At 39.1% G+C, this 26,288-nt stretch carries 11 protein-coding genes; 6 read left to right on the forward strand and 5 right to left on the reverse strand.

All coding sequences use genetic code 11. From position 1 onward, the window contains the following. The first annotated feature begins 37 nt into the window (after positions 1 to 37). The 5 genes from IEX65_RS09460 to IEX65_RS09480 all read left to right on the forward strand — a co-directional run bounded on the left by IEX65_RS09460 (position 38) and on the right by IEX65_RS09480 (position 8,200). A complete protein-coding gene (locus tag IEX65_RS09460) occupies positions 38 to 430 on the forward strand; it encodes a hypothetical protein (protein WP_188765799.1) in 393 nt (130 codons plus the stop codon). A 32-nt stretch (positions 431 to 462) separates the two neighbouring features. Further along, entirely contained in the window at positions 463 to 1,791 is a 1,329-nt protein-coding gene (locus IEX65_RS09465; RefSeq protein WP_188765800.1) for a M14 family zinc carboxypeptidase, read from the forward strand. Positions 1,792 to 1,840: 49 nt separating this feature from the next. Next, positions 1,841 to 2,551 (forward strand): carboxypeptidase-like regulatory domain-containing protein, encoded by a 711-nt coding sequence (locus IEX65_RS09470; protein ID WP_188765801.1) that lies wholly within the window; start codon positions 1,841 to 1,843, stop codon positions 2,549 to 2,551. Between the two features lie 112 nt (positions 2,552 to 2,663). Next, positions 2,664 to 4,385, forward strand: coding sequence for a M3 family oligoendopeptidase (locus tag IEX65_RS09475; RefSeq protein WP_188765802.1), 1,722 nt, complete (start codon positions 2,664 to 2,666; stop codon positions 4,383 to 4,385). A 149-nt stretch (positions 4,386 to 4,534) separates the two neighbouring features. After that, positions 4,535 to 8,200, forward strand: a complete 3,666-nt coding sequence (locus tag IEX65_RS09480; protein ID WP_188765803.1) for a M12 family metallo-peptidase — start codon at positions 4,535 to 4,537, stop codon at positions 8,198 to 8,200. Between the two features lie 63 nt (positions 8,201 to 8,263). On the opposite strand, the gene IEX65_RS09485 is transcribed toward IEX65_RS09480, so the two are convergent. The 3 genes from IEX65_RS09485 to IEX65_RS09495 form a co-directional block, all read right to left on the reverse strand. Then, a complete protein-coding gene (locus IEX65_RS09485; RefSeq protein ID WP_188765804.1) occupies positions 8,264 to 8,944 on the reverse strand; it encodes a head GIN domain-containing protein in 681 nt (226 codons plus the stop codon). An 80-nt stretch (positions 8,945 to 9,024) separates the two neighbouring features. Further along, the gene (locus IEX65_RS09490; protein ID WP_188765805.1) at positions 9,025 to 10,929 is read right to left on the reverse strand and encodes a DUF3858 domain-containing protein; all 1,905 of its coding nucleotides are present in this window, start codon (positions 10,927 to 10,929) and stop codon (positions 9,025 to 9,027) included. A gap of 93 nt (positions 10,930 to 11,022) precedes the next feature. After that, positions 11,023 to 12,987: a transglutaminase family protein gene (locus tag IEX65_RS09495; RefSeq protein ID WP_188765806.1), complete on the reverse strand. Its 1,965-nt coding sequence runs from the start codon at positions 12,985 to 12,987 to the stop codon at positions 11,023 to 11,025. 253 nt (positions 12,988 to 13,240) lie between these two features. Between IEX65_RS09495 and IEX65_RS09500 the strand changes: the two genes are divergently transcribed. Beyond that, the gene (locus IEX65_RS09500) at positions 13,241 to 13,696 is read left to right on the forward strand and encodes a nuclear transport factor 2 family protein (RefSeq protein ID WP_188765807.1); all 456 of its coding nucleotides are present in this window, start codon (positions 13,241 to 13,243) and stop codon (positions 13,694 to 13,696) included. Between the two features lie 102 nt (positions 13,697 to 13,798). Here IEX65_RS09500 and IEX65_RS09505 read toward each other — a convergent pair whose 3' ends face one another. Then, positions 13,799 to 18,550, reverse strand: coding sequence for a beta strand repeat-containing protein (locus IEX65_RS09505; RefSeq protein WP_188765808.1), 4,752 nt, complete (start codon positions 18,548 to 18,550; stop codon positions 13,799 to 13,801). Positions 18,551 to 18,743: 193 nt separating this feature from the next. Further along, complete coding sequence (locus IEX65_RS09510) at positions 18,744 to 26,285, reverse strand: LamG-like jellyroll fold domain-containing protein (RefSeq protein WP_188765809.1); 7,542 nt, start codon at positions 26,283 to 26,285, stop codon at positions 18,744 to 18,746. Positions 26,286 to 26,288 lie beyond the last annotated feature (3 nt).

Consider the following 26,288-nt stretch of genomic DNA (forward strand, 5'->3'; position numbering starts at 1 on the left):
TGCTCTTCAAATTGAAGGGCATTTTTATTTAAACTATATGAAAACTCCATTTTTTATTTCTTTATTCTTACTTGCTTTTGAGGGATTTTCGCAGAAAATAACCTCTATTACCCTCAACGAATCTACACGTGGTTTTAGGCGAGAAATTTTAATTTCCGAAAAGGAATATATTTTAGACGAAAATTCGATTATCTTTAAGAAAAAACTTTCTATTGAAGATTGGAAAGAAATCATGAAAATTTGTGAAAAGATTAAACTTGATTCATTTTACTCTTTCAAATCTTCATCAAGAAAAAGGGCAAATGATGCAGCTTTGCAGGCTACTATTGAAATAACAGTAGGAAATAAAAAGTATCAATCTTCTACTTTCGACCACAATAATCCACCCAAAGAGCTTGTAGCGTTGGTAAATAAACTAAGAAACTTCTGACTTTCTTTGAATCACGATATTCCGATAAATTTATGGTACTTCTTCACAAACGCCTTACCTTTGTGCTTTCGGTAATTATCTCATTTCTAACCAATATGTCAGCGATTGCACAGCCCAAACTCCCAGATTTTTCAAAACAATTATTCGATATTCACGAACAAATCAAAGAACAAAGCCTCACTAAACGCCGTTTTAAGCACAAAGATATTGTTCCGTTGATAGAAAAATTGCCTTTTTCGGTCGAGAAAATCGGGAAGTCATTTGAAGAACGAGATATTTATCAAATCAAGATGGGAAGTGGCAAAATCAAGGTTTTGTTGTGGTCGCAAATGCACGGCGATGAAGCTACTGCCACGATGGCCTTGTTTGATATTTTTAATTTCTTTCAAGGAAAAAATGATGGATTTGATGCACTAAGAAGCAAAATTCTTGAAAATTGTACGCTCTATTATGTGCCAATGCTCAATCCCGATGGAGCAGAACGCTTCCAAAGACGCACCGCTACCGACATTGATATGAACCGTGATGCTCTAAGTTTTCAGACTCCCGAAGGCAGAATTTTGAAGAAACTCCAAGACGACCTAAAACCTGATTTTTCGTTTAATTTACACGATAAAAATACCAAATACAGTGCTGGGGCGAGCGGAAAGCAAGCAACGATTTCGTTTCTGCCAACGTCATACAATTATGCAAAAGAGTGGAATCCTGCCCGAACACGAGCCATGCAAGTGATATGTGGCATGCACCAAACGCTACAACAGTTTATTCCTGGGCATTTAGGCCGCTGGAACGACGACCACGAACCACGGGCTTTTGGCGATAATATTGCTAAATGGGGTAGTAGTCTGATTTTGATAGAATCGGGCGGATATAAAGAAGACACCGAAAAACAATTTATCAGAAAACTCAATTTTGTGGCGATTTTGACGGGTTTACAGGCAATTGCAGAGCAATCATACACAAAGTTTGAGTTAAAAACTTACGAAGCTATTCCAAACAACGACCGCTATTTGTTTGACTTACTCATTCGTAATGCCCAATTTGTGCAGAATGGCAAAACCATCATCAAAGATATTGGTATTAATCTCAGCGAAAAAAACATCAACAACGCTACTGATTTTGTATTTTCGAGCGTTATAGAAGACCTCGGCGACCTTTCTATTTTTTGGGGTATCAAAGAGATTGATGCCAAAGGTTTGACAGTGAGTTTATTAAAAGAATATCCAGAGGTTTTGCAGAAATATAAAGTTTCAGAAAAAGAAATACAAAATCAAGAAATTAATCTCGACGAAACAGCGAGTTTCTTGCTTACGAAAGATAAAGAAGTGAAATACATCATCTTGAATGGACAAATTAAATAGCAGCCCAACCCAATCGAACCGTCGAATAGAGAGGTTTTTAAAAGTTCTTATGCTTCTTATTCCCCTTCAGGGGTTAGGGGTGTTTTCTGCTTTCGCCCAAAAGGCATACGTTCTTGGCAAAGCCATTGATAAGGCCACAGGCAAACCCGTTCCAGCTGCAACAGTTGTGAATAAAGACACCAAACAAATAACCAAAACGAGCGAAAATGGTAATTTTTTGGTACGAGCATCAAAAGGCGATTCAATAAAAATTACTTCGGTTGGTTATAAAGCAACGGGCATTGCGTGGGATGGTGTGAATATGGAGCCTGTCATCGAAATGCGGCAAGATGCCATTGCCCTAAAAGAAGTAGTGGTTAGAGATAAACGGTTGGAGCAAGTAAAGAAGCAAATTGATGAATTAATGGGTTCGCCTGAAGCTTCAACGAAGTTAAAATGGAAGGATATTTCAAACCTAATCAATACAAATACTTCTACTCCAGGCACAATTGGTATTTCGATTGATGGGCTTTACGAACTTTTCAGTAAAGAAGGAAAATCTCGTCGAAAACTGGCAGCCATGAAGCAAGAAGACCTCAAAAAGCTCTTGGTTGAGTATCGCTACAATGCCGAATACATTTCGTTTGTAACAAAACTCAAAGGCCAAGAATTGAAGAATTTTATGCGTTTTTGTAATTTACCCGATAATTTTGTGCTTACCGCCAACGACTACGACCTAACTTTTGAGGTTTTCCGTTGTTTGGATGAGTTTAAGCGTTAGAAAGAAGTGAGATTTTAGACAAGAGACAAAAGATTAAAGACAAGAGATTTATTTTAAGTAAAATCCTCTCTTGTCTTTTGTCTAACATCTTTTGTCAAAATAATAAATAATTATGCAAGAAATAGAAATACCACAGCGAAAACCACGCACATTTATTGGTGAAGAATTTGCCCTTAATCAGTGGCAAGATTTAAAGCCACTTTACGAAAATTTGGTGAGCCGTTCGATTGCGAATACCCAAGAACTCCGCCAATGGTTCATTGACCGTAGTGAGTTGGAATCGTATTTATCAGAAAATTTGGCTTGGCGATACATCAAAATGACTTGCGATACCGCCAGCGAAGAAAACCAGAAAAACTACCAGTTTTTTGTAGAACAGATTCAGCCCGAACTTTCGGTTTACAGCGACCAACTCAATAAAAAAGCTCTTGAAAGTGCATTTTTGAGTGAATTGACTGATGAAGGCTTCTTTATCACGATTCGTGGAATGAAAAAATCAGTTGAGATTTTTCGTGAAGAAAATATTCCGATTGAAACCCAAATTCAGACCAAACAAACTGAATATCAATCAACTACGGCCGCAATGACCGTAAACATCAATGGCGAAGAAATGACCTTGCCGAAAGCAGGAGATTTGTTGCAGTCGCCTAACCGTGCAATTCGTGAAGAGGCTTGGACAAAAATTGCCGAACGCCGCTACCAAGACCACGAAAAGCTCGATACTCTATTTAACGAACTCCGTGATTTACGTCACCAGTTGGCCGTCAATGCAGGCTTCTTGAATTTCCGTGACTATATGTTTGCGGCCATGGGGCGTTTCGATTATACGCCACAAGATTGCTTCAATTTTCACGAGGCCGTGGCCGAAACCGTTGTGCCTTTGGTGGATGAAATGGCCAAAGAACGCAAAGCAAAGTTGAATGTCGATGAACTTCGTCCATGGGATTTGAAAGTTGACCCTGATGGCAAACCTGCTCTCAAACCTTTCAGTAATGGAGAAGATTTGTTGGATAAAACCGTTGAATGTTTCCGAAGAATCGACCCGAAATTGGCTGATTATATTCGTATCATGCGACGCATGGGGCATTTCGATGTAGAATCTCGCAAAGGAAAAGCCCCAGGTGGATATAATTATCCGCTCGAAGAAATCGGTGTGCCGTTTATTTTTATGAATGCCACTTCAAGCCTGCGTGATGTGGTTACGATGGTTCACGAGGGTGGACACGCCATTCACTCTTTCGAGGTGCGTGATTTGCCTTTGAACTCATTCCGTAGTACAACCTCTGAGGTTGCCGAATTGGCTTCGATGTCGATGGAATTGATTTCGATGGAACATTGGGGTGTGTTTTTCGAGAATGAAGAAGACCTAAAACGTGCCAAAATAGAGCATTTGGAAGATATTTTGGAGGTTTTGCCGTGGATTGCCACCGTCGATAAATTCCAACATTGGATTTACGAAAACCCTACGCACAGCATCGAAGAACGTCAGACCCGTTGGGTACAGACGTTCGAGCAATTCTCCGATTCTGTGACCGAATGGAAAGGTTTTGAGCGATTCAAAAAATATAATTGGCAGCGTCAGTTGCATATTTTTGAAGTGCCATTTTACTACATAGAATACGGAATGGCCCAATTAGGTGCAATCAGTGTTTGGAGAAATTATAAACAAGATGCCCAAAAAGGACTCGATGGCTACCTAAATGCTTTGAGGTTAGGCTATACCACAACCATCGGTAAAATTTATGAAGCTGCTAATGTAAAATTCGATTTCTCAAAAGAATACATTGCCGAGTTAATGGATTTTGTAAAGTCCGAATTAGAAAAGTTGAAGTAAGCAATAGTTGCAGTCTAAATGATGCCTCTGGTATTTTATCAGAGGCATTTTTTATGTGATTTATTTCAAGAAAATGATGAAAATTCAGAATAAGATGCAGATTTTTGTATATTGAAACCAACAACAAATTCCATCATTAACAGACTTTTATGAAATTTAGATTTCCTTCACTTCTATTCCTGTTTTTAGTTTCCACACTTTCATTTGCACAAGACATCACTTGCGGGTTTAACGATAACGAAATCTCGCAGGAAATCATGAAACAGTTGCCGCAGTTTATCAAAGAACGCAAAACTCGTCAACAAGCCATTGATGATTTTTATCTATGCAAGGTAGTGGTTGATGTTGATTATCAGACTTTTAAGAAGTATAATGGCGATACCCTTTTTATCAAAAATGAGGTAGCTACTATCATTCAGAAAGCCTCCGAAATTTACGAAAATGAAATAGCGACCAAGCTCGTACTGACCTACGTAAATATCTGGAAAGAAGAAGCAAAAGACCCTTACAACAATGTAACGGATATTTTTACGATGCTTACTAACCTTCGGAATGTTTATACAAATACATCTTTATCGAAAATCCCGAGCGATGTGGTAATGTATCTCAATTCAAAAGGATTTTCTGGTGCGGGTGGCGTAGCGAGTGGTAAATTCAATGTTTCACCGTGGCAAAATATCTCGACAATCGCTCACGAGATTGGGCATAATTTTGGTTCGCCACATACACAAAGCTGTACGTGGCCAGGCGGAGCCATTGATTATTGCTATGCCGTAGAGGGTAGTTGTTATTCCGACGCACTCGAAAACATCAAAGGTACATTGATGAGCTACTGCGGCCGCCGCCTCAATAATTTTCACCCACTTTGCATTGAATTGATGAACCGAACGGCTGCATCGAGATTTCTGAAAATTAGGGCAATTACGGAAACCGTTAAGCTAAACGAAAACTGGGATTTTAATCGAGATGCTTATTTTTCTTGGAATACGATTGTCAATGCCGAAAGCTATCTAATCGAATTGGCGGATGGAGCTGATTTTAAGAATATCGTTTTGCGTGATACCAGCGAACAATCATACGCTGTGTTGCCGTATTTGAAGAAAAACCAGACTTGTTTTCTCAGAATTAAAGCAAAAAATAGGCTTGGCGAGGGTCAATGGTCAAATACAATGAAGATGAATGTACCAGCCATTGTAGAAACCCCGAAAATTCAGTCGCCAAGCAATGGGCTAACCAATGTAGATGGTTCGACGCTTGTTTTGAGATTTGATAAAATAGATGATGCCACCGAATACCAAATTCAGACGATTGGTTTTAGTTCGGGCAATACTTCGTATTCATTTGATTTAAACGCTACTAATCGTCGTTCGACTACCAATTCATTATCATTGGTTGTATCAAACGAAGCCTTTACTTGGCGAGTAAGAGCCGTGAGAGGAACGGAGACAAGTGCGTGGTCGAAACCTTCAACGTTTTGGATAAAACCCAATACGACTATTCTTGACCTTACCCAACAAGCACTCAATGGCTATCCGCTTACTTTTCCGATAAATTATAGTGCAGGCAGCGGCGATATTCTGGAGGTAAGGGTTATTGTTTCCGAGAAATCCGATTATTCCTCTCCGATTATTCAGAAATCTATCAAATCGGGTATTTATGCCAGTCAGACCAACTATCCGTTTTTGTTGCAAAATCTAAAACCTAATACCACCTATTATGTAAAGTTTGAAGAATACAACAACGAAAAGTTTAATATCATTGGTTTACCGCAGGGACTTGTGCGTTTTACGGAGCGTTCGTTCAAGACTGGCACAGAGGCTATTCCAGAAAGTTTTTCGTACTTCAATAATGCCAATGTCGAAAACCTGAGCCGAACGCTACGAAAAGTTGTTTTTAATGATAATTTCGCTTTTGTAACTACCAACGAAGGAATCGTTCAGATGAAACTCGATGGTACTTCGAGTAAATTGCTCAATCGAAACGTTACGAACGGAAATGTAAGTAATGTACTGCTTGATTCGAAAACCGATGTGGCAGGCAATCTATGGATTTTGACACAAGTGAGTAAACGCATTGCTTTTGATGGTGTTTTTCCGAAACCAACTTTCCGTTTGGCTAAATTAGACCCTAATACGTTCAAGATTCTTGAATCGAGAGATTTTGTGGGTAGCAATAACGCAAGCTTTAGCAGTTTCGACCCACAAACCAAATTCGTGACAGATAATACAAGTATTCAGAAAGTCAATCAAGATTCTACCGATATTGTTTATCAGTTGCCATCGGGTATTTCTCTTCAACAAAGTGTGGCTTGGGGCAAAAACTCGGCTTGGATGCTCGTTTTTAACAGTACAAATGGCACATACGAAATCTATAATTATAACTTTGAAACCAAAAAAGCAGAGGTTTTTAATCGAAGTAACAGCTTATTGAGTAGCTCAATTAGTCAGATTTATTTAGATTCAAAAGAAAATTTGTGGGTTATACATAGTGGGGGGGCACCATTGCTAAGATACAGTAAAGAAACTGGCTGGGTAAATCAGAATTTGCCACTTTCAGGTACAAATCGTGTCATTGGCGAAACAAACGGTAAGCTATTTTTATACAATATACTTGGTACTAAAAGAGACCTTTATTCTTTCAGTGGGAGCGAACTAAAGTTGGTTGAAAATATTCCGCTTGTGAGTACATCAGGTACTTGGCAATTAGATAATAGTGGTAAAGTGTGGCTTTTACAGTTTGATAAATTATTGAAAATAAACTCTTGTAATTATCTGAAAGCTCCCAAATTAAAGGCTTCTTCAAGCCAAATCTTGAAGGGTGAGCAAGTGAGTTTAACTGCCGAAGGCTGTAGCTCGGCCAAGTGGACTTGGACTGGTGAAAACCAAGCTGTGGAAACCTTGATAACCGACAAAAATAATATAATGAAGGTGAGTCCACAGGCCAATATTCAGTATAAAGTGCAGTGTCTTGACCAAGAATGTATAAGTGATTTGAGTAACCAACTCGAAATCAATGTGCTGGCTTTGAGTCTAAAGAGTTTTGATAAAAATCAGTATTGTTCAAACGAAAAAATTGATTTGAAACTCAGCATTGCAGGCAAATACAACGCCAATAATGAGTTTAAAATAATATTTACAGGAAAAAGCAAATACACTTCGTCGATTGGTAATGACCCACTCAAAGCGAATATTCCGAATGATATTGTTTCGGGAAAATACTGGGCAAAGTTGGAGAGTACCGACCCAAAAGTATCATCGACCGACTCGATAGAAGTACATATTTTTCAAGCACCAACCATTAGCCTTACGAAACCTGCTCAGGCTTATGTGTATGATACCGTGCAGGTTTTGGTCAACCTATCGGGTACGCCACCTTATAAGTTTGTGATTAACGGAAACGAGCGAATCACAACATCGGCGAGTACTTATATTAAGAAGTTTTATCCTACTGAGCCAATTTACTATGCTTTTTCGGTGGCAGATATATCAGATGCAAATTGCCCAAATGGTGTCGTTTTGACCCCCGAAGAGAGCCTAAGAGTTACATTAAATCCTAAAACACTTGGTTTTTGGGTCAATTATTTCCCTGTTCCTTTCGATAGCGAACTGAATTTTCATGTTTATAACAAACCAAGCACGAAACTCAACGTAACTTTATTGAATGAAAAAGGGAATTTGATAACTCAACAAGAATATCCAATCACTACATATTTTGATAAATTTAAGTTGAGTTTACCTGACCTCAATGCAGGAATATATTTTTTGATTTTAGAGACTGGCAAGAGGAGAGAAGTAAAGAAAATTGTGAAGTGGTAAAATATTGAAAACAAAAACGCTGGCATGATTCAAAACCATGTCAGCGTTTTTTATACCCAATTATCAATTCATAGACTTGACCGAACCTGCTCCCGACGTGCTTGATTTCACAGAAGCTCCGCCTTTGTAGCGTACACTACTTGCACCACTGGCATCAGCCACGATTTTGCTGGTTACGAATAATTTTATATCGCTTGCCCCCGAAGCATCAATATCGGCCGAAGCAACTTTATAATCTAAGGAATTAACGTTTGAAGCTCCCGAAACATCAGCATCAATACTTTGCCCATTACCGATAAGTGTAAGGCTCGAAGCCCCCGAACAATCTATTGATAAAGCTTTGGCATTGACCTTAAAGTTACCAACCGATGCTCCAGAAATACTGATAGATAATTTATCAGAATTAAACCCCGAAACTGTCGATTTTGATGCTCCCGAAAACTCAGCTTCCGTAAGTTTGGGCATCGTAATAGTCACGTAAACTTCTTTTCTGTTTTTACTCCCGCTCCAGTTTGATGGAAAATGTAAATCGAGCGTGCTACCATTGACTTTACCGATAATTTCTTTCAAATCTTGTTCTCGCCCTCTAACATCAACTTTGTAGGTGCTACCTTGTGTAACGTTAATGATAAAGGCACTTCCCATATCGAGTTTATCAAAATCTTTAAGATTGAACGAGCGTTTTAGTTCTTGAGCAAAGCAACTACTGGTGATTAATAAAAATAATGTAAATAATTTTTTCATGCGTTTTTATGTTTAAGTTTTCTTATTAGATGTAATGACTGAACAGAATGTTGCATGAAAGAGGGAAAATAAATCGACATTTAGGTTTTTTTCACCAAAACAATCTGATTTTTGTCGGCTTTTACTATTTTTTTTCGGAAATCTACAAATTCATTGAAGGCCGCCGCAGGATAACGCCCTTGAAGTAGCGTAATCTGACGAACATACAGAATCTTATCGCCAGTCATCTGCACATTTGTTGTGTAAGTGCCAAACTTCGATTGTATTTTGGTTGGTTCGGGCAGGTATTCCGAAGAAAAACCCGCAGGAATCTGAAAAGAAATACTATCAACATCCATATAATTTCCTGATAGCTCGAAATCAACTTTGCGGTCGGGATTGGGTAGTGGAACTGTGCGAGCTTGATTTAATAGATTAGGTGTCAGGAAAATCCTTGTGCCGCTTTTGTTCGAGATATTCCTAAGAGCCAAAGTCATTTTTTCGCTGACACTTGGTATTTTTTCTCGTTTTTCAGTCAGCGAAAATTGCTTGATTTCAACACTCGAAAGGCTCATATTATTGGTCAACCATTTCTTTTGTTCATCCGTTCCGAGCGTGTGAATCACGCCTGCGTGTGAGTCTTGCTGCAAACCCGAAAGGCGAGTTTCGATTTCTGCTTCGGCATTGCCATCTTCGGTCAAAACAAATTTCCCCTTTCTGACCATCATGTTGTCATTTGGTCTGTAAGTTGGCGTTTTTACGAGTTTCCCCCCATTTTCTTGAATCAAAACTACGTGTCGGTTGCTCGTAAAATCGCTCAAATACCCAAAAGCATTGGTTTGGCTTGTACATTCAAGCCAAAGTGTATCTTTGGTCTGTGGTACACACAAAAAGACGTGATTGAACTGAAAAGAAGGGAAATCGGTCAGAATATCGTTGGCATCATCGCCTGCTTTTACGAGTGCTTGGTAGGATTTTATGCCCAATTCTCGGAGCATTCCCATCGTAAAAGTCGTGAGAGCCTTGCAGTCGCCGTAGCCTTTGTTGGCCACATCTTCCGACTTCATCGACTGCCAGCCACCAATGCCCAACTGAATGCTCACGTAGCGAGTATTGGCTTGTAAATATTCATAAACCTTTTTTATCTTCTTGGTTTCATCGGTTTCGTTTTTGACCAAATCTTTGATTTTTGTTATCAATTCGGCAGGGAGTTTTTCACGGTCCTTGTTTAAGTTTCCATAAAATTTCGCCAAATCAGCCCAAGATTGAATATTCCCTTCGTAATCATCGACTTTGAATAGGGTAGGGGCAGTATAAACCGTTGGTAAAATCTCACTCAAACTTGGGCTGTAAGGCTCTCGTTCGATGGCTTTGAGATTGCTCACTTCCCAAGAATACAAAAATTTATCTCCATCTCTCCCCATCACTACTTTATTGAGCATGTTTTGCTCTTTGTAGCGTAGTTGTACGCCATTGGGCATAGAAACCATAAATGATGCTTGTTCGACAGAAGTGGCTTCTGCATTATATGGTATTGCCTCCCAACTCGGATAAAACATCATGTTTTTGGTCGTAAATTCATAGCTAAAAACAATCGTGTATGGATATTTTGTGTGCGTAAGGCTGGCATATTTTACAAAACTATCATCAATATTGTTTGCTCCCGACGAGCCACCGATGCTTTCGATGTCGTCACGTTTGAGGCTTTTTATTTTCTTACCCGTTTCGTCGTAGAGTTGGGCTTCCATATCGTTTACTTTCGTGAACTTATTGTATGGAATCACGAGCGTGGTGTGTTGCTCGCCTTTTTCGTCCAGAATCGTGATTGCTCCCTCCACTTTCGTGACGGCCGAACCAATGTCTTTCACAATAAACGAGGTCTTATGCTCACGCACTACTGCATGAGCTTTTTCTTTGAGTTCGGCAGGGATTGTCGAAACTGGGTATTTTTGTGCAAAAACACTCGAAAATGAAAGTGTAACAAGAAAAAGGAGTGCTTTTTTCATGCTTTAGTTTTGTTAATTGTATATGAAAGTAGAACGCAGGTTTGAGTAAAATCTACGTTCTATTCTGTTGAAACAGTAGAAATCTAACATTTTCTACTGTTTTTTCAATACTACTTGTTCGTTATGTTTCTTTACTATTTGGTCATAAAACTCTTTCAAAAACGGATATTCATCGGGCGTGTACGTTGTTTTTCGGAAACTCAAACGGCTCGTGACCGTGATTTTGTTTTCGAGTACATTGATTACGTGCGTGAATTTACCACCATTTTCGGGAAGTGCGAACGATACATTTTTGGGCGTTTCTATCACGGCATATCCCGCTGGAATTTCGTAGCTTGCCATAAAAGTTTCGTCGATTGGCATCGCAAAATCAATCGGATAGGTGCGTTCGGTATCTTTAAATGGATTTTCGGTGTGTCCTTCCGAAATCATTGGTTTTAAGTACATCATATTGCCCGCTTTCGTCACGAAATCGCTCATCTCTACGTCGTATCTTGCTTCCATCGGTTGGCTAATTTCATCACTGTTATTATATTCGGCTTTGCTGATTGTCCAGTTGGTTTTGGCTTTTTTTATTTCTTCCAAAAACTTCTCTTTTCCTTCTTTTTTGAAGGTCTTTCTGGCACTCCAAGCACTGTATCCAGCATAAGATTTCATGAATTTACCCTTCATTTCGCCTTCTTCGTCTATTTTCATTTCAGCCTTTTCAAACTCAATGTCACGTTCGATTGGTTCGAGTGATACAAATCGAGGAAAAGATGGATGCACCAACCAACCGCTATGATTGAGGCATTGATAAGGCAGCATTCCTACTTTGAGGTGTTCGTCGGTGGCATCAATCAGTAAGTCTTTACCATCTTTTTCGATATGAGCCACTACGTAATTGAAGCGACGCATCAAGGCGTATTGTTCATGAATACGACCATGGTCACGGGTACTCAGAATCACGGGATTAGCATCGTATCCGATTTCTCGTAGCAAGGCAACGAGCATAAGATTGATGTCGGCGGCATCACCTGTTTTTTTCTCAAAAACCTTCTTCAATCCTTCTGTGTAGATATTATTGTTGCCATCCCATTTTACATTTTTGACTATATAGTTTACGGCAGTCTGAATACGGTCGGTTGAGTCTTTGTATTTAGTTTTTATTTCGGAAGCAATATCTTTCAAGAAACCATTACGCTTGAGTTGTTGACCAAATTGCTCGCTTTCAAGAAGGGTTTTGTTGAGATTATTATAATCTAAAGAAAAATCTCTGACCAACACATCGGGCCAATTGACACTCGCCAACTCGAAATCAATTTTTGACAGATAGTCGCTTTCGGTTGTGATGTAGGCTTCGTCACGAAAAGCAGGTGCATCAAGCACGATAAAGTGATATTGCAACCCATTGACATTAAACTCACTGATATTGACATCTTTGTTTTCGTTGAGAGCCAAAGGTAAATAGCCATTCATAATCATTCGATAGTAGAAATAGGCAGGAATCGTGATTTTGTAGTCACTTCGCTCGACGGGAACTCCTTGTTGGAAATACCAAGTGGTCGGGTTATGACTAATACTCATCGGAGTTTGTTTTTTGTAGCTGTATTCAATCACCGAACCTTCTTTGATATTTGGCATCGAAATTTTGGTATAATAGACCGTTTCGGAAGCTTTTTCCTGAAAAATCATGTCTTTAGTCAGCTTATCTTTGGTTGGTGAGCCGTTATTATCATTATAGGTAAAGCCCTTAATATCGGTCAAAAACTCTTGAGAAGTGCCACTTTCTCGTATCACAGGAATTTTGATAGAGCCACGCTCCAAGGCCGATTTTTTAAGGATTTTGATTCGTTCGTGGATAATTTGTGTAATCATGATATTGCCACCCATGATTTCAAAATAGGTTTCGCCGCCATCATAAAGCACAACGGCTTCGGCCGAAGAATCTTTCGGATAAACTTTCATTTTGACAACATCAGAGAGTATATCACCAAACTTAACAGGAGCGGGTTTTTGTGCAAACGACGATAGTGTGACAAGCAGACACACAGAAAGAGTTGTAATAATCTTCAGCATAAAGGAATAGTTTTTAAGAAAAGTGTCGGTTTAGTATGGAAGAATAATAAGTTGTTGGAAGAAATTATTATCAAACCCTACATTTGTTACGAAAATAAGCAAATTTTGTACCCACTGAATCATTTCAGAAAAATATTTTTTTACCATTTTTTACCAAGAATTTACCCGAAATAGTTGAACCTATTTTGAGATTCAATCTTTTTTGTACTTTTGGTTCTTTAACTCTTATCATCACTTATTCAAACTAATTATTATGAAAAAACTATTGACTTTATTGATGCTCACGGTAGCAACTCAGTCATTTGCCCAAACCGACGAAGAACAAATCAAAGCAACCATTAATCAATTATTCGACGGAATGCGTAAGAGCGATTCAAGCATTGTGCGTGCAGCTTTGCATCCTTCGTGTACGCTCAAATCAATCGGGAAAAGTAAAACAGGGGAGGTGCGTCTGCAAGAAGATGCGATTTTAGGCTGGTTAAAGCAAATCGGGACTAAGCGTGAAGGAGTAATTTTAGATGAAAGATTGACGAGTTACGACATTAAAGTCGATGGAGAAATGGCAATGGCTTGGACACCCTACGAATTTTATGTCAATGATAAATTTAATCATTGTGGTGTAGATATGTTTACGATGATGAAAACCGATAAAGGTTGGAAGGTTGTAAGTATTGTAGATACTCGCCGAAAAGATAATTGTGTCAAATAATGATGTGATTATTAGTTATTGATATTGACTATAAAAAATCCCTAAGAGCATAGTGCCTTAGGGATTTTGGTTTTTGTCGCTTTCCGTTGTAATAAATAAACACTAATTACATCCTTTTATCTCTGCTTTAAATATGCTGCCACTGCCAGCTTCAAAGCCAGCGTTTAAAGAAATGGCTTTTCCTGCTTGGTAGCTGACATTGGCGGGGGCAATGATTTTATTAGTTGCCGATAATGTCTGTGTAGCTTTGTTGGTTACTGTGCCAGTCGATATATTTTGCGAAATATTTGAATTGAGCGGATTAACCGTTACAGCACTCATCGTTGGATTTCCAACTGCTGTTTGGTTAGCAGATGCTACTCGAATCAAGTAATTTGTTCCCTCAGCAATATTGGCTGGTATAAAACAAGAAACCGTACCCGTTGTATTAGATGTTCCGATGGTAGTTGGATTTTGGAATGAGCCATTGGCATCAGATAATTGTACTTGGAATTGGCTAACTTGATTGAAGTTTCCCGAAGTTGAAAAACTTACATCAATGCTGCTTCCCGCACAGATACTTTGTGATGAAATTGTTGGCATTGAGATTGTTCCGAGTGTTCCAACTACTTTGAAGGTAGTCACAATTGGTCCGTAAACAACGGCTCCGTTTTTATCATCTTGCGAATACCCAGTTACAGTCAAAGTATAATCACCAGGGGTGAAGTTTCTACCAAAAACATCTTCTTCTTCATTGCTAAAAAGAGCGAAGTATGATACGTTCTGAACCGTTAGATAGTTTAATTCTGGCCCAACGATTTTCATCTCAAAACTTTCGATATTGATTGTAGGACAAACGGGTGTTACGAGAATAGATGATTGCTCTGGAATTTGTTGGAGAACCATTCCATTGCTCAACGGGAAAAGAGGCTGATGCGGATTTCCAGCCTTTACGTAGCTATAATCCACGATTCTTTGTGGACTACACGGAGCAAAATTATTGACAATAACATTGGTTGTTGCAGTTGCTGTACAGCCATTTATCGAAACGGTTACACTATAGATTCCACTGTTTTGTAAGGTTGCATTGGTAATTGTCGGTGACGAAACCAAACTCGTAAAATTATTCGGACCTGTCCACGAATAATTCGGGCCATTACTTGCTGTGAGCTTGATGGTTTGACCAACAATATAAGGTCCATTATTACTTGCTTGTGCCGTTGGGGCTACTTTTATTTCTAATCCTGTGATAAGCGAACTTGATTCACTCACACAGCCATCAATGGTGCATATTGCTGATAATGAGTAAGTTCCAATGGTCGATAATGTGATGTTTGAACCAGTTGAATTATTAGACCAAGTAACCGTTCCTGTACAGCCATTTGCTGTCAAAGTTAAAGTGTTAGGAAAACAAACAACTAATTGACTCGGCACGCTGATAACAGGAACTGGAGGTTTGGGTTTTACAATTACATTCGTTGTAGCGGTAGCTGTACAACCATTTGCGTCAGTAATAGTTACGCTGTACGTACCCGATAAAGCGGTTGTTGCATTAGCAAAGCTTGGATTTTGAATAGTTGAACTGTAAGCATTGGGTCCAGTCCACATATAAGCGTTTCCAGTTTCATTTCTGGTATTTGTTGCATTTAGGGTAAGTCCAAATTCAGCACAAATCGGAGAATTATTTGATACACTCGGAATCGGCAATGGATTTACTGTTATAGATGTCGTAGCGGTAGCTGTACAACCATTTGCGTCAGTAATAGTTACGCTGTACGTCCCCGATAAAGCAGTTGTTGCATTAGTGAAAGAAGGATTTTGGATAGTGGAAGCATAGGAATTAGGTCCCGTCCATGAATAAGCGTTTCCAGTTGCATTTCTTATATTCTCAGCAGTAAGATTAAGCGTAAAACCAGTACAAATTGGTGAGTTGTTGGAAACACTCGGAATCGGTAGTGGATTTACGGTCACCGATGTCGTAGCAGTAGCCGTGCAGCCATTTGCGTCAGTAATAGTTACGCTGTACGTACCCGATAAAGCAGTTGTTGCATTAGTGAAAGAAGGGTTTTGGATAGTGGAAGCATAGGAATTAGGTCCCGTCCATGAATAAGCGTTTCCAGTTGTATTTCTTGTATTCTCAGCAGTAAGATTAAGTGTAAATCCGGTACAGATTGGAGAATTATTAGAAACACTCGGAATCGGTAGCGGATTTACGGTCACCGATGTCGTAGCAGTAGCCGTACAACCATTTGCGTCAGTGATAGTTACGCTATACGTCCCCGATAAAGCAGTTGTTGCATTAGTGAAAGAAGGATTTTGGATAGTGGAAGCATAGGCATTAGGCCCCGTCCATGAATAAGCGTTTCCAGTTTCGTTTCTTGTATTTGTTGCGGCAAGATTAAGTGTAAAACCAGTACAAATTGGTGAGTTGTTGGAAACACTCGGAATCGGTAGCGGATTTACAGTTACCGATGTTGTAGCAGTAGCCGTGCAGCCATTTGCGTCAGTGATAGTTACGCTATACGTCCCCGATAAAGCAGTTGTTGCATTAGTGAAAGAAGGATTTTGGATAGTGGAAGCATAGGCATTCGGCCCCGTCCATGAATAAGAATTTCCAGTTTCGTTTCTTGTATTTGTTGCGGTAAGATTAAGTGTAAAACCAGTACAGATTGGAGAATTATTAGAAACACTCGGAATCGGTAGCGGATTTACGGTTACCGATGTTGTAGCGGTAGCTGTACAGCCGTTTAAGTCAGTAATAGTTACGCTATACGTCCCCGATAAAGCAGTTGTTGCATTAGTGAAAGAAGGATTTTGGATAGTGGAAGCATAGGCATTAGGCCCCATCCACGAATAAGAATTACCAGTTACATTTCTTGTATTTGTTGCAGTAAGATTAAGTGTAAAACCAGTACAGATTGGAGAATTATTAGAAACACTCGGAATCGGTAGCGGATTTACGGTTACCGATGTTGTAGCGGTAGCTGTACAGCCGTTTAAGTCAGTAATAGTTACGCTATACGTCCCCGATAAAGCAGTTGTTGCATTAGTGAAAGAAGGATTTTGGATAGTGGAAGCATAGGCATTCGGCCCCGTCCACGAATAAGAATTTCCAGTTACATTTCTTGTATTTGTTGCGGTGAGGTTGAGTGTAAAACCAGTACATATTGGTGAGTTGTTGGAAACACTCGGAGTTGGTAGTGGATTTACAGTTGTCGATGTCGTAGCGGTAGCTGTACAGCCATTTGCATCAGTAATAGTGACACTATAAGTGCCTGACATCGAAGTATTTGCATTCGTTATAAATGGGTTTTGGTTAGCCGAAGTATAGGTGTTTGGCCCTGTCCAAGCATAAGAATTTCCAAAGGTATTTCTTGAATTTGATGATGTAAGATTGAGCGTAAAACCAGTGCAAATAGGGCTATTGCTTCCAATCGTAGGAATTGGCAAAGGATTTACAGTTGCAGCCTTAGATGTGGTCGCCGTACAGCCATTTGCATCAGTAACAGTTACGCTATAAGTACCTGATAAAGTAACAGTTGTTGCCGAAAATGAGAGGTTTTGATTAGTAGAAGTATAGGCATTTGGCCCAGCCCAACTGTAAGTATTTCCCGTATTCACTCTTTCATTTGTAGCGTTTAAGGTCAAAGGCATTGCCGTACATACAGGCGAGTTAGTGGTAATATTTGGAATCGGTAAAGGATAAATAGAAACTGTTGCCGTAGCCGTTGGGCAGTCGGCAGTAGAAGGCAGCATTGTTACGGTATATACATCGTTTGCTTTGACATCATTCACCTGCAAAGTATTGATAGTAGCAATAGCCAGCCCCCCTGTAGTGGCGGCATAAATATTATTTCCTAAGGCAAAAGCATCATTTAATGTATTAGTTCCTAAGCCATCGGTAGTGGTTTTATTGATAAAGAAATTCGTACCATTATCATTCGATAAGCTTAAACCACCAACAGTAGAAGCATAAATAAAACTACCAATAGCAAAAACACTTGAAACATTGTTATTTCCCAAACCATTAGCAGTTGTTTTGTTAATAAACGAGTTACCGTTATCTGACGAAATGCTTAGACCACCCGAAGTAGCTAAATAAATTCTGGTACCAACTTTATATACATCATTGATATTATTATTTCCTAAACCATTGACAGTAGTTTTGAGAATAAAATTTGCCCCAGCATCGGTCGAGACATTTAAACCCGCAGAGGTAGCAGCATAAATATTATTTCCATCTACAAAAACACCACGCACGCTATTCATACTCTTATTGGTAAAGCTCGCACCTCCATCTATTGAGATACTTAGCCCTGATGCAGTTGCAGCATAGACATTGGTTCCATCTACAAAAACATCATTAACAATATTGCTTCCCAAACCATTAGCGGTTGTTCTATTAGTAAAAGTCGTACCATTATTATCCGATATACTCAGACCACCCGCCGTGGCCGCATATATTTTGGTAGCGGTCACAAAAAGACCATTGACGAGGTCATTGCCTAAACCGTTGGAGGCTTTGGTTCTGTTTGTAAAAGTGCTACCCGAATTGGTAGAAATATTCAAACCTATTGAGGTAGCAGCATAGATATTACTACCAATTACATACACCTCATTAATCGTGTTATCACTCAAACCCGCTTCAGTAGTTTTATTGGTAAAAATAGGGAGAATAGCATTATTTAATTTCCATGTATAAAATGGCGTAGAACCGCCGTTGGTGGGTGTAGCTGTAAGTAATTCGCTTTTTCCTGCACATAAACCTGTTAGGTTTACACTCACCGAAGGAGTATTCACACAATTTGACTGGGCTTTAGCAAGAATGATACTATTTAAAAATAGCAAAATATAGAGTAGATGTTTGTTTTTCATGATTACGATTTTATAGAGAAGATACTTCGGAATGCCTGACTAATATTTTAAAAATATTCCACTCCTAAGAAAAGAAGTGGAATAAAAACACTGTTTTACCCCAAAACAATGTCGTTTAGTTAAAGTATTGAACCTCCTCACGAGGTGTATAAAATGCTCTAACTAAACGACATCATCTCTTTATTTTTGAGTTTTAATTACTACAACCTTCTATTTTTCCTGTGAAAACAGTTCCCGGTTTTGTTTCAAAGCCTGGTTTCAACTCAATCTTATTACCACCTTTGTATTCTAATCGAATACCCGAATTGACAACAACTTGCGATGAAATAGAAACCGCTTTTACAACGTCATTGGTGCCTTCGGTAACGTTTCGTACGACGACATCCAAACAAGCCCCTTGTTTTAGTCGTTGGAAACAGAAGGTAGTTTGGCCATCGCCGAAGTTCGGACAGTTTAAGGCAAAAGCATCAACACAGTATTTTCCAGTCCATGAAGTATCACGCATGACCGCCGTAATGACGCCATTATTGTTGGTGATTGTCAAAGGAGAAACATCTAAAGGTGCAGGTGTGATATAATCACCTAATTCTTTATTGTTTTTGTAGGTTACTCCTGATTTTACAACAAATGTCTTTTTCATAACATTTGAGTAATACTTCACATCAATCGGTGTTTCGGCCGAAGTAACGCCTCCTTTCACAGTGAAGTTGAAGACATTGAATTGACTATCAAAAGTAGCACAACCTACTGTTAGGCCCGTTGTTGGGTTAACAAATGATAGTACGTCATTACTCGAAACGAAAGTTGAACGCTCATTGTAGTTGATTTTCATTACCCCCGTCATGTTTCCTTCAAGTCCTGTTTGCGAAACGCACACTGGCTTGGTTTCGGTACCAACTGGTAAAACACTATTGAAAGTAAATGAACCACAAGCCGTTGATTGTCCGCTAACCGCCGCTGGAATCGAAACCGTTGGGAAAATTTTAGATGGTTGCCAGATTAATTGGTCTTTGATATCAATTGTAATCGGCACCAAATTCGCAGATTCCAAGTTGAAAATAATTGGAGCTTCAACTAAACCCGCCAATGTTTCTGATTTAAACGGAATGGTTCTATTGAGGCTATACTCTTTCTTTCTATCAGCTTTATACAATTTAAAGTTGATGTTCGACTCATCTTCAAAATAGATAGTTTGGAAAAATAATCTATCTTTTGAGTGAGCAATAGATTTATTAACTCCTACTAATTGCCCATTTATATATGCTCTTAGTTCGTCATCAGCATCAATCGTCATTCCATTTACTTTACCAATGAGGTTCATGGTGAGTTGGTATTTGGTGAAGTCAAAAATCATAGGAGCTTCTTGTGCTGCTTGAGCAAGCAAGGCCGTTGGAGTAATCTCTTCCGTTGGTCGGTTAGTAGTACCTGTCGGATAGACTAATGTTCCTGCATTGCTGATTTTCAATAAATATCCTTTGAGAGGCTCTAAGAAACTCAAGTTACCAATCCAACCAATACCCGCCACATACTGAGCAAACAAGGTTTGACTCTTGATAATATCACCGTTGAGCGGTGTTAAGCCTTTGAGTGCCTGACTCACCGTCATACCTGTTGAAGGTACATAACCAACCCAGTTCCAACCCGGAGAAATCGTAATCGGGAACTCTTCAGTCAGATACGGACTCCCTTTCATACAAATGGTATCCTTCTCAGAAACATTAATCATGTAGCGTTTTTGAGGAGTAATATTGACTAAACTTCCTTTCCAACCATTGATTGGGCTACCATAATACTTCGCACTGAAATCTTCACTCTTGATGATTGTACCTGGCTTGAACTTCATTGAGGCAAGTACGTTTGTTACGGTATTACCTTCAGGTAGATTGAGGTTAAATGATACCCAATTCCAACCTCTATTTAATGGGATACATTTCTTGACAACGTTGATTACCTGAATGGTATCAGGGGCAATCGGACTACCCACTAAATCTCCTGTTTGGAAATTGATTCGGTTAATTACCTCAACGTATTCATTACATTTATCGCCATCCCACACACGGAATTCAATTGGTTTATCGTTGTCAGCATCATCGCCGAAGACAGTCATAAATACTAACCAACGATTACTTTCATCTTTTGGCTTGCCAGTTAAGCCATCAATAGTGGCATCAGCGGCAGGGATATTTCGGTAGTATGCAACTTTACCAACACCTCTGATTTGCCCGTTGATTTTTGCAACCACAACATCAGAAGGGTCAACTGAGAACTTATCGAAAATACTTAATCGAGCAACGATGTTCATCGAACTCTCATATTGTGAAGGATTATCAACTACAAAATTTGGTTGTGGACAACGTACACGGTAGTCGATACCCATTGGTTCTTTCCCTTTTGAGCCAACTAAATTCAAAGTAGCGGTGTAATCCCCAATCAAGAGGTCTTGTTGGAAAGTAAACGTTACATCGGCAGTTTGGCCAGGGTTCAATGTACCAGTTGATGGGGTAACTGTTAACCAAGAAGGCACATTCTCCATACGGAAACTTGCGATACTACCACCACGGTTGCGTACTTGACGTTTTATTGAGAATGGTTTCAATACTTCATTGGTCTCGATGATGTCAGTTCCTACCCATTCAAGGTTATTTTGATTGACTGCAAATTCCCACTTAATGGTTTTCTCAATCATATTACCCGCCTTATCTCTAATAGCTGCTCTTTGATGATTAGGGTTTTGAGCCAGCATGGCATCGTCATAATCTTTACCACTTACTACAACTCTGAATGTACGGTTCTCAAAGAACACTGGGTTGATATTTGGTGTAATAATAATCTTATTACCTGTACAAGTAATGGTAGCATCAACAAGAGCGTTGGTGGTGGCATCATAAAGACCAATCGTATTATTGGCTAAAATATCGGCTTGAACTACTTTGTTACAGTCAATTGGTTCGTTGAAAGTAATAGAGATTTCATCGCCTGGGTCCCAAGTGCCATCGCCTGGCTCTGGTACACCAAATACTACTGGTGGTGTTCGAGCTACTTCTCCTTTAATAACCGTTGAAATACCTGGAGCAAGGTTAGGGTTGAAACATTCGGCTACTGCTCGGATTTCATACGGTCCATCTTTCAAGAGGGAAGAATCCCATTCTTTTATAGTAAATACCGCTCCTAAGTCATCCTTTAAAGTCTCGTTGATATTAATCCAAGAGCCATCTCCACCAATTGGGCGATATTGCAAGCGAATTAGTTTTAAGTCATCGTCTCCTTTATCATATTCATTTAGGGTAATACTTAATTTATTACCAGATGCTGGAGTAATTACAAAGTCTTGTAAAGGGAAGCCGATATCAACTTTTGAACATGGTTCTATAAAAGAAGCTCTTAAAGCTACCGTACTAACAAAATATTTATCAACGAGTGCGTCTCCGCCTCTTGCATCTGCTAATTCTGTTTCACATGCAGTTTCTAATTGAATAATTAGGTCTTCGTAGTTATATTCTATAGGCCCCCTATCAATTGTAAGAGTTACCTCTTGTGGCTCGTCAGGAGCTACTGTAAATGTTACAGGTTGCGTAAGTGGTTGTCCATTTAGTCTAATTATTGCTCCATTAGGATTTGAGGCTGGGTCAACAGATAAATCATAATTCATGATTTGTCTTGTTGGGCTTTCATTACCAATTTGCAGTCTATAAACAGCCGCAGTGTTTGATGGTACGTTTACTTTTGAAACTCCGTCCAAACTTTTTAATACGGGGGCAGACCTGCGAGCTGTGACACCCTGTTCCCAAGGACAAGAGGTTTCGGCTGCATTAATTTTAAAAGTAGGAGAATCCCATCTTTTGCCATATCTTACTTCAACGCTGTAGTTATCTCCAACATCATCATCCTCTAAGTGATATGATAGAACTTTAGACTCTTGATTGGTTTCTGTATCATTATTCGATTTAGTATGCTCGTATTTTAATTTTACGTTTCCACTAAAGCCTGATTCGTTTACCTCCAAACCATAGGTATAAGCAAACTCGGCAAATCCTACACTTTGGAATTCAAACGAGTTTTCGGTTGAGTTATCAGTTGCCCTTGACCAATCTCTTACAGCTCCTGCATCAAAAGAAATGCTTTCTATGAGTTCTCCTGTAAAATAGTCAGCATGATTTGCTGCTACAATTTGATACCAAAGGTTTGCAGATAATGAGTCCTTTTTGGTTTTTAAACTGTATAGACTCGGAATAACATCATTGAGGATTTGAAACTCACTGTAAATAAAAGTTGTTGCGATATTCTCTCTTCCAATAATTGGTTTTGCTTTTATCGTAAACTTACAGTTCTTAAAGTCATAATTAAGTTCGTCAGCAATACCATACTCAACGTTTTTGGCAGTACCAATATACACGTCTCCTCCCATTGTACTACCAACTACTTTATCATTAGCGGATGTACTGATGGTTTCGGTTGCAGTAATACAATTATTAGTTACGCTGGAGTTAACCCAAGTTTGATTCGACCCTCCATTTACTGAAAATGTATTGGTAATCTTAGTTTCCAAAGATGCAGCTCCAAAAAAGCTGACATTTTGTTTAGTACCTAACTTTAATTCCAATGTAGCTTCTTGATTTGCCACATTTGTTACCGTTCTTACATGTTGATTACATTTTGTTGTCCCTTTTTCCCACGTTGCGTAACTTGCATCACCAGGGGGGTCTCTGAGTATAAACTCAGGAATTTCAGGGTCACGGGTTGTAAAGGTTGTAATTCTTGGTTTTTGCCCTAAAACGATAGCGGATGTTGTATCAGTAGCGAGTGCTCCATTAACATCAGCAGTTACTGTCAAAAGCTTTTTATACGGTAAAATTAAGTTCGGTAAGCCTGGAGAAAACACATACTTGTAAGTATCGGCTTGCATGGTTAAGGTATCTACTTTTCCATCAGCTATATCGTTTGTGATGGTTAATTTAGCATTAGATAAATAACACTTACCCCCATCGTAGTTTTCATATACACGAATATTGGTTTGTGCTTGGCCAAATGATGGTAGTAATTTTACTCCACAATTATTAGCAGCAAACTCTGCAAGTTCAACTTTAGGTGGAGCAATATAGATGAAATCAACATTAGCAGTTTGATTATCTCTTAAATCAACTTGCTGACCACCCTTAGCCTGAAAGTAATTGTAAATAACTGAGTTCGAGTGTTCTACTACACTTATTCTGAAGGCACGAGCTGGTAAGTCTTTGAACATAAACTTTCCGTCTGGGTTTCTTAGAGTATCGGTTTTTTCAAAGCATCCATCTAATGTAGCCACTTTAATTACAACTCTCGAACCATTAGGAATGATTGATTTGCGGCAAATATCATTTCCTGCTACTTGGCCTGTTATGGTTCTCTTCGTGTTATCTAAAAAGACAATACCTGCTTTAGGGGCTTGGATTTTGCGAATTTCAAAGAAACTTGGAGAAAATAGGTGGTCTTTATAAGATGCACTTAGTTTAATTGTTCGACCTGGCTCAAAATCGGCTGACCATTTACCATTTCTGTCAGTTCTGATTGGGGGGAAGTTTTCCTGCCCATTAACCAAAATATTAATAGAGTCAGCGAAACAAAACGTATTGGAGAATCGTACATACCCCGAAACATTAACAGTAGATACGTCTTTAAAATCAATATTACCAACCGCTGTATTACTTGTGTTTAGATTTACAACTCTTACATTTGGCTCAAATTCATGAGGTTTGGTTTCTTTTCTACGAGCATTATTACTCCAAGAAGCCTTTAGAATAGTTCCTTCACGTGGAACCGATGCTCCGAAGTTAATGGCTGCATAGTCATAAACTTTTGTATCACTACCTTCATTTAGGTCAAAATGGCTAAACAAAATGTTGGTCGTTGAATCTTGCGGAACTCCCAAGACATAATGTTCTTGAATTACGTTTTGTGGAAGGGCGGTTTTGTAGATATAAAACTCATCAACCAAACCTGTATAAAATTTACCAGTAGTAGCATTGGTTGAGTTAGTCGCCAATAGCCACGGATTACCATTTTTCCAGTTGGATGTTCCTGTAAACGATACTGTTCCTTTTAATTCTCCTTCTAAATAGATTTTTGCATTACCCGCTGTGTTGTCAAGTGAAACAGCCAAATGGTAATACTTAGCTCTGATAGCTCCTAAATCAGTAATTGTCCCATTTAGATTTAAGAAAAGCTTGCCATTTTCAATGTAGGCTTCGTAAAGGTTTCCTTTTGAAAGTACAGTTTGACGAGATTTAATATCGAATGGATAAAATAGCACTTCAACCGTTGAGGTATCTGGCATATCATAATCGGTCAGATTTCCGTAAGATTTATCAGCCGCATTAAACTCAAGAGCCGAATTGAACTCAAAGTTTTTTATCGGAGTAGCTCTAAAACCTTCGTTTTGGCTATAATTTATGCCATCAATGACATAGTAGCCCGTTACGTCGGTTATACCGGCACTATACACCTCAGGTTTATCAGAAGAGAAAGTAGCACCGTAGATATTGGCGTTGGTTGGTATTGCGGTATTATCAAAAACTTTTGCACCTACGCCTTCATCCATTTTCCAGTACGAAACCAGCCCACTTTCAGATTTTGATACCGAACGGTTTTTGGTTGAGTTTACCTCTGTTTGGGTTAGCGGACGGTTATAGACACGTATATCATCAATTTTACCTTTAAAGAAACCATCATTTCCAATCTTACTACCAATATTTAAGTAGTTTTTCTCACGCACAATGCTGGCAGGTTTTGTGCCAACAAATTCACCATCTACCATGACCGACATTGCCGCACCGTTATACACCATCGTGACTTGATGCCAATCTGTTACGTTGAATGGGTTAGTCGGTAGATTTGGTAAATAATATTTCAAAGAATCGCTACCTGTGCCATTACCAATATGAAAAACATACCCTTTCGGTTCATTATTTTTGGTAGTGGTAATCCACCAGTTTTTATTGATAGTGCTACCCCAGTCAATGATACCACCTTCGTTGTTTACATCACCCAATTTTACATAAGCTGAAACCGTGAATTTATCCGTCGGAAATTCATCATGGTAGGTTACACAAAGTTCATCGTTTACCCCATCAAATGCCATTGAGTTTCCTGTTAGGGGGGTAAGACGCACTTCTACTCCTGGTACTGGATTGCCAGAATTAGTAGAGACTTTTCCGCTCACGACTCCATTCGGGTTTACAAAACCTACATATTTAGAGGGGCTACCCGTACCAAAAACGTTTTTAGCTACAATACTATATTCGTAATATTCGCCCGCCTGGGTATTAAAATCTAAAAACTCACGTACGTTTTCACCCAAATCGGCCAAGAAAGAGCCATCACGGTATAATATAAAACCCGTTGGGGGAGTAGAAAGCGGGTTTACATTCCACGAAACCTTAATTCTATCCTTAAAATCTCCTTGTGAAGCTATTAAGATTGGAGGTTGTGGAGGCAAATAAAAAGGACTATAAACTCCAAATCCTCCTTGAAAACTTTGCGAAAGCATATTACGTGGCGAAGCTAAAGGCTGGCCCATCACAAAAGTAGAGCGGTTGAATGCCGAATAGGCATTCGTGACAGAGCCATAATTGAAATACAGCTCGCCGAATATTTTTTTATTCTCGTTTGGGTCACAGAGCGTATCGGCTTGGGCAAAAGTTTTTTGCCAACCAAACAGCATTAGCCAACCCAAGAGAATGTAGAGGATTCTCTTTTGCATAAA

Source organism: Emticicia aquatilis, assembly GCF_014644295.1.
GTDB classification, from domain to species: Bacteria; Bacteroidota; Bacteroidia; order Cytophagales; family Spirosomataceae; genus Emticicia; species Emticicia aquatilis.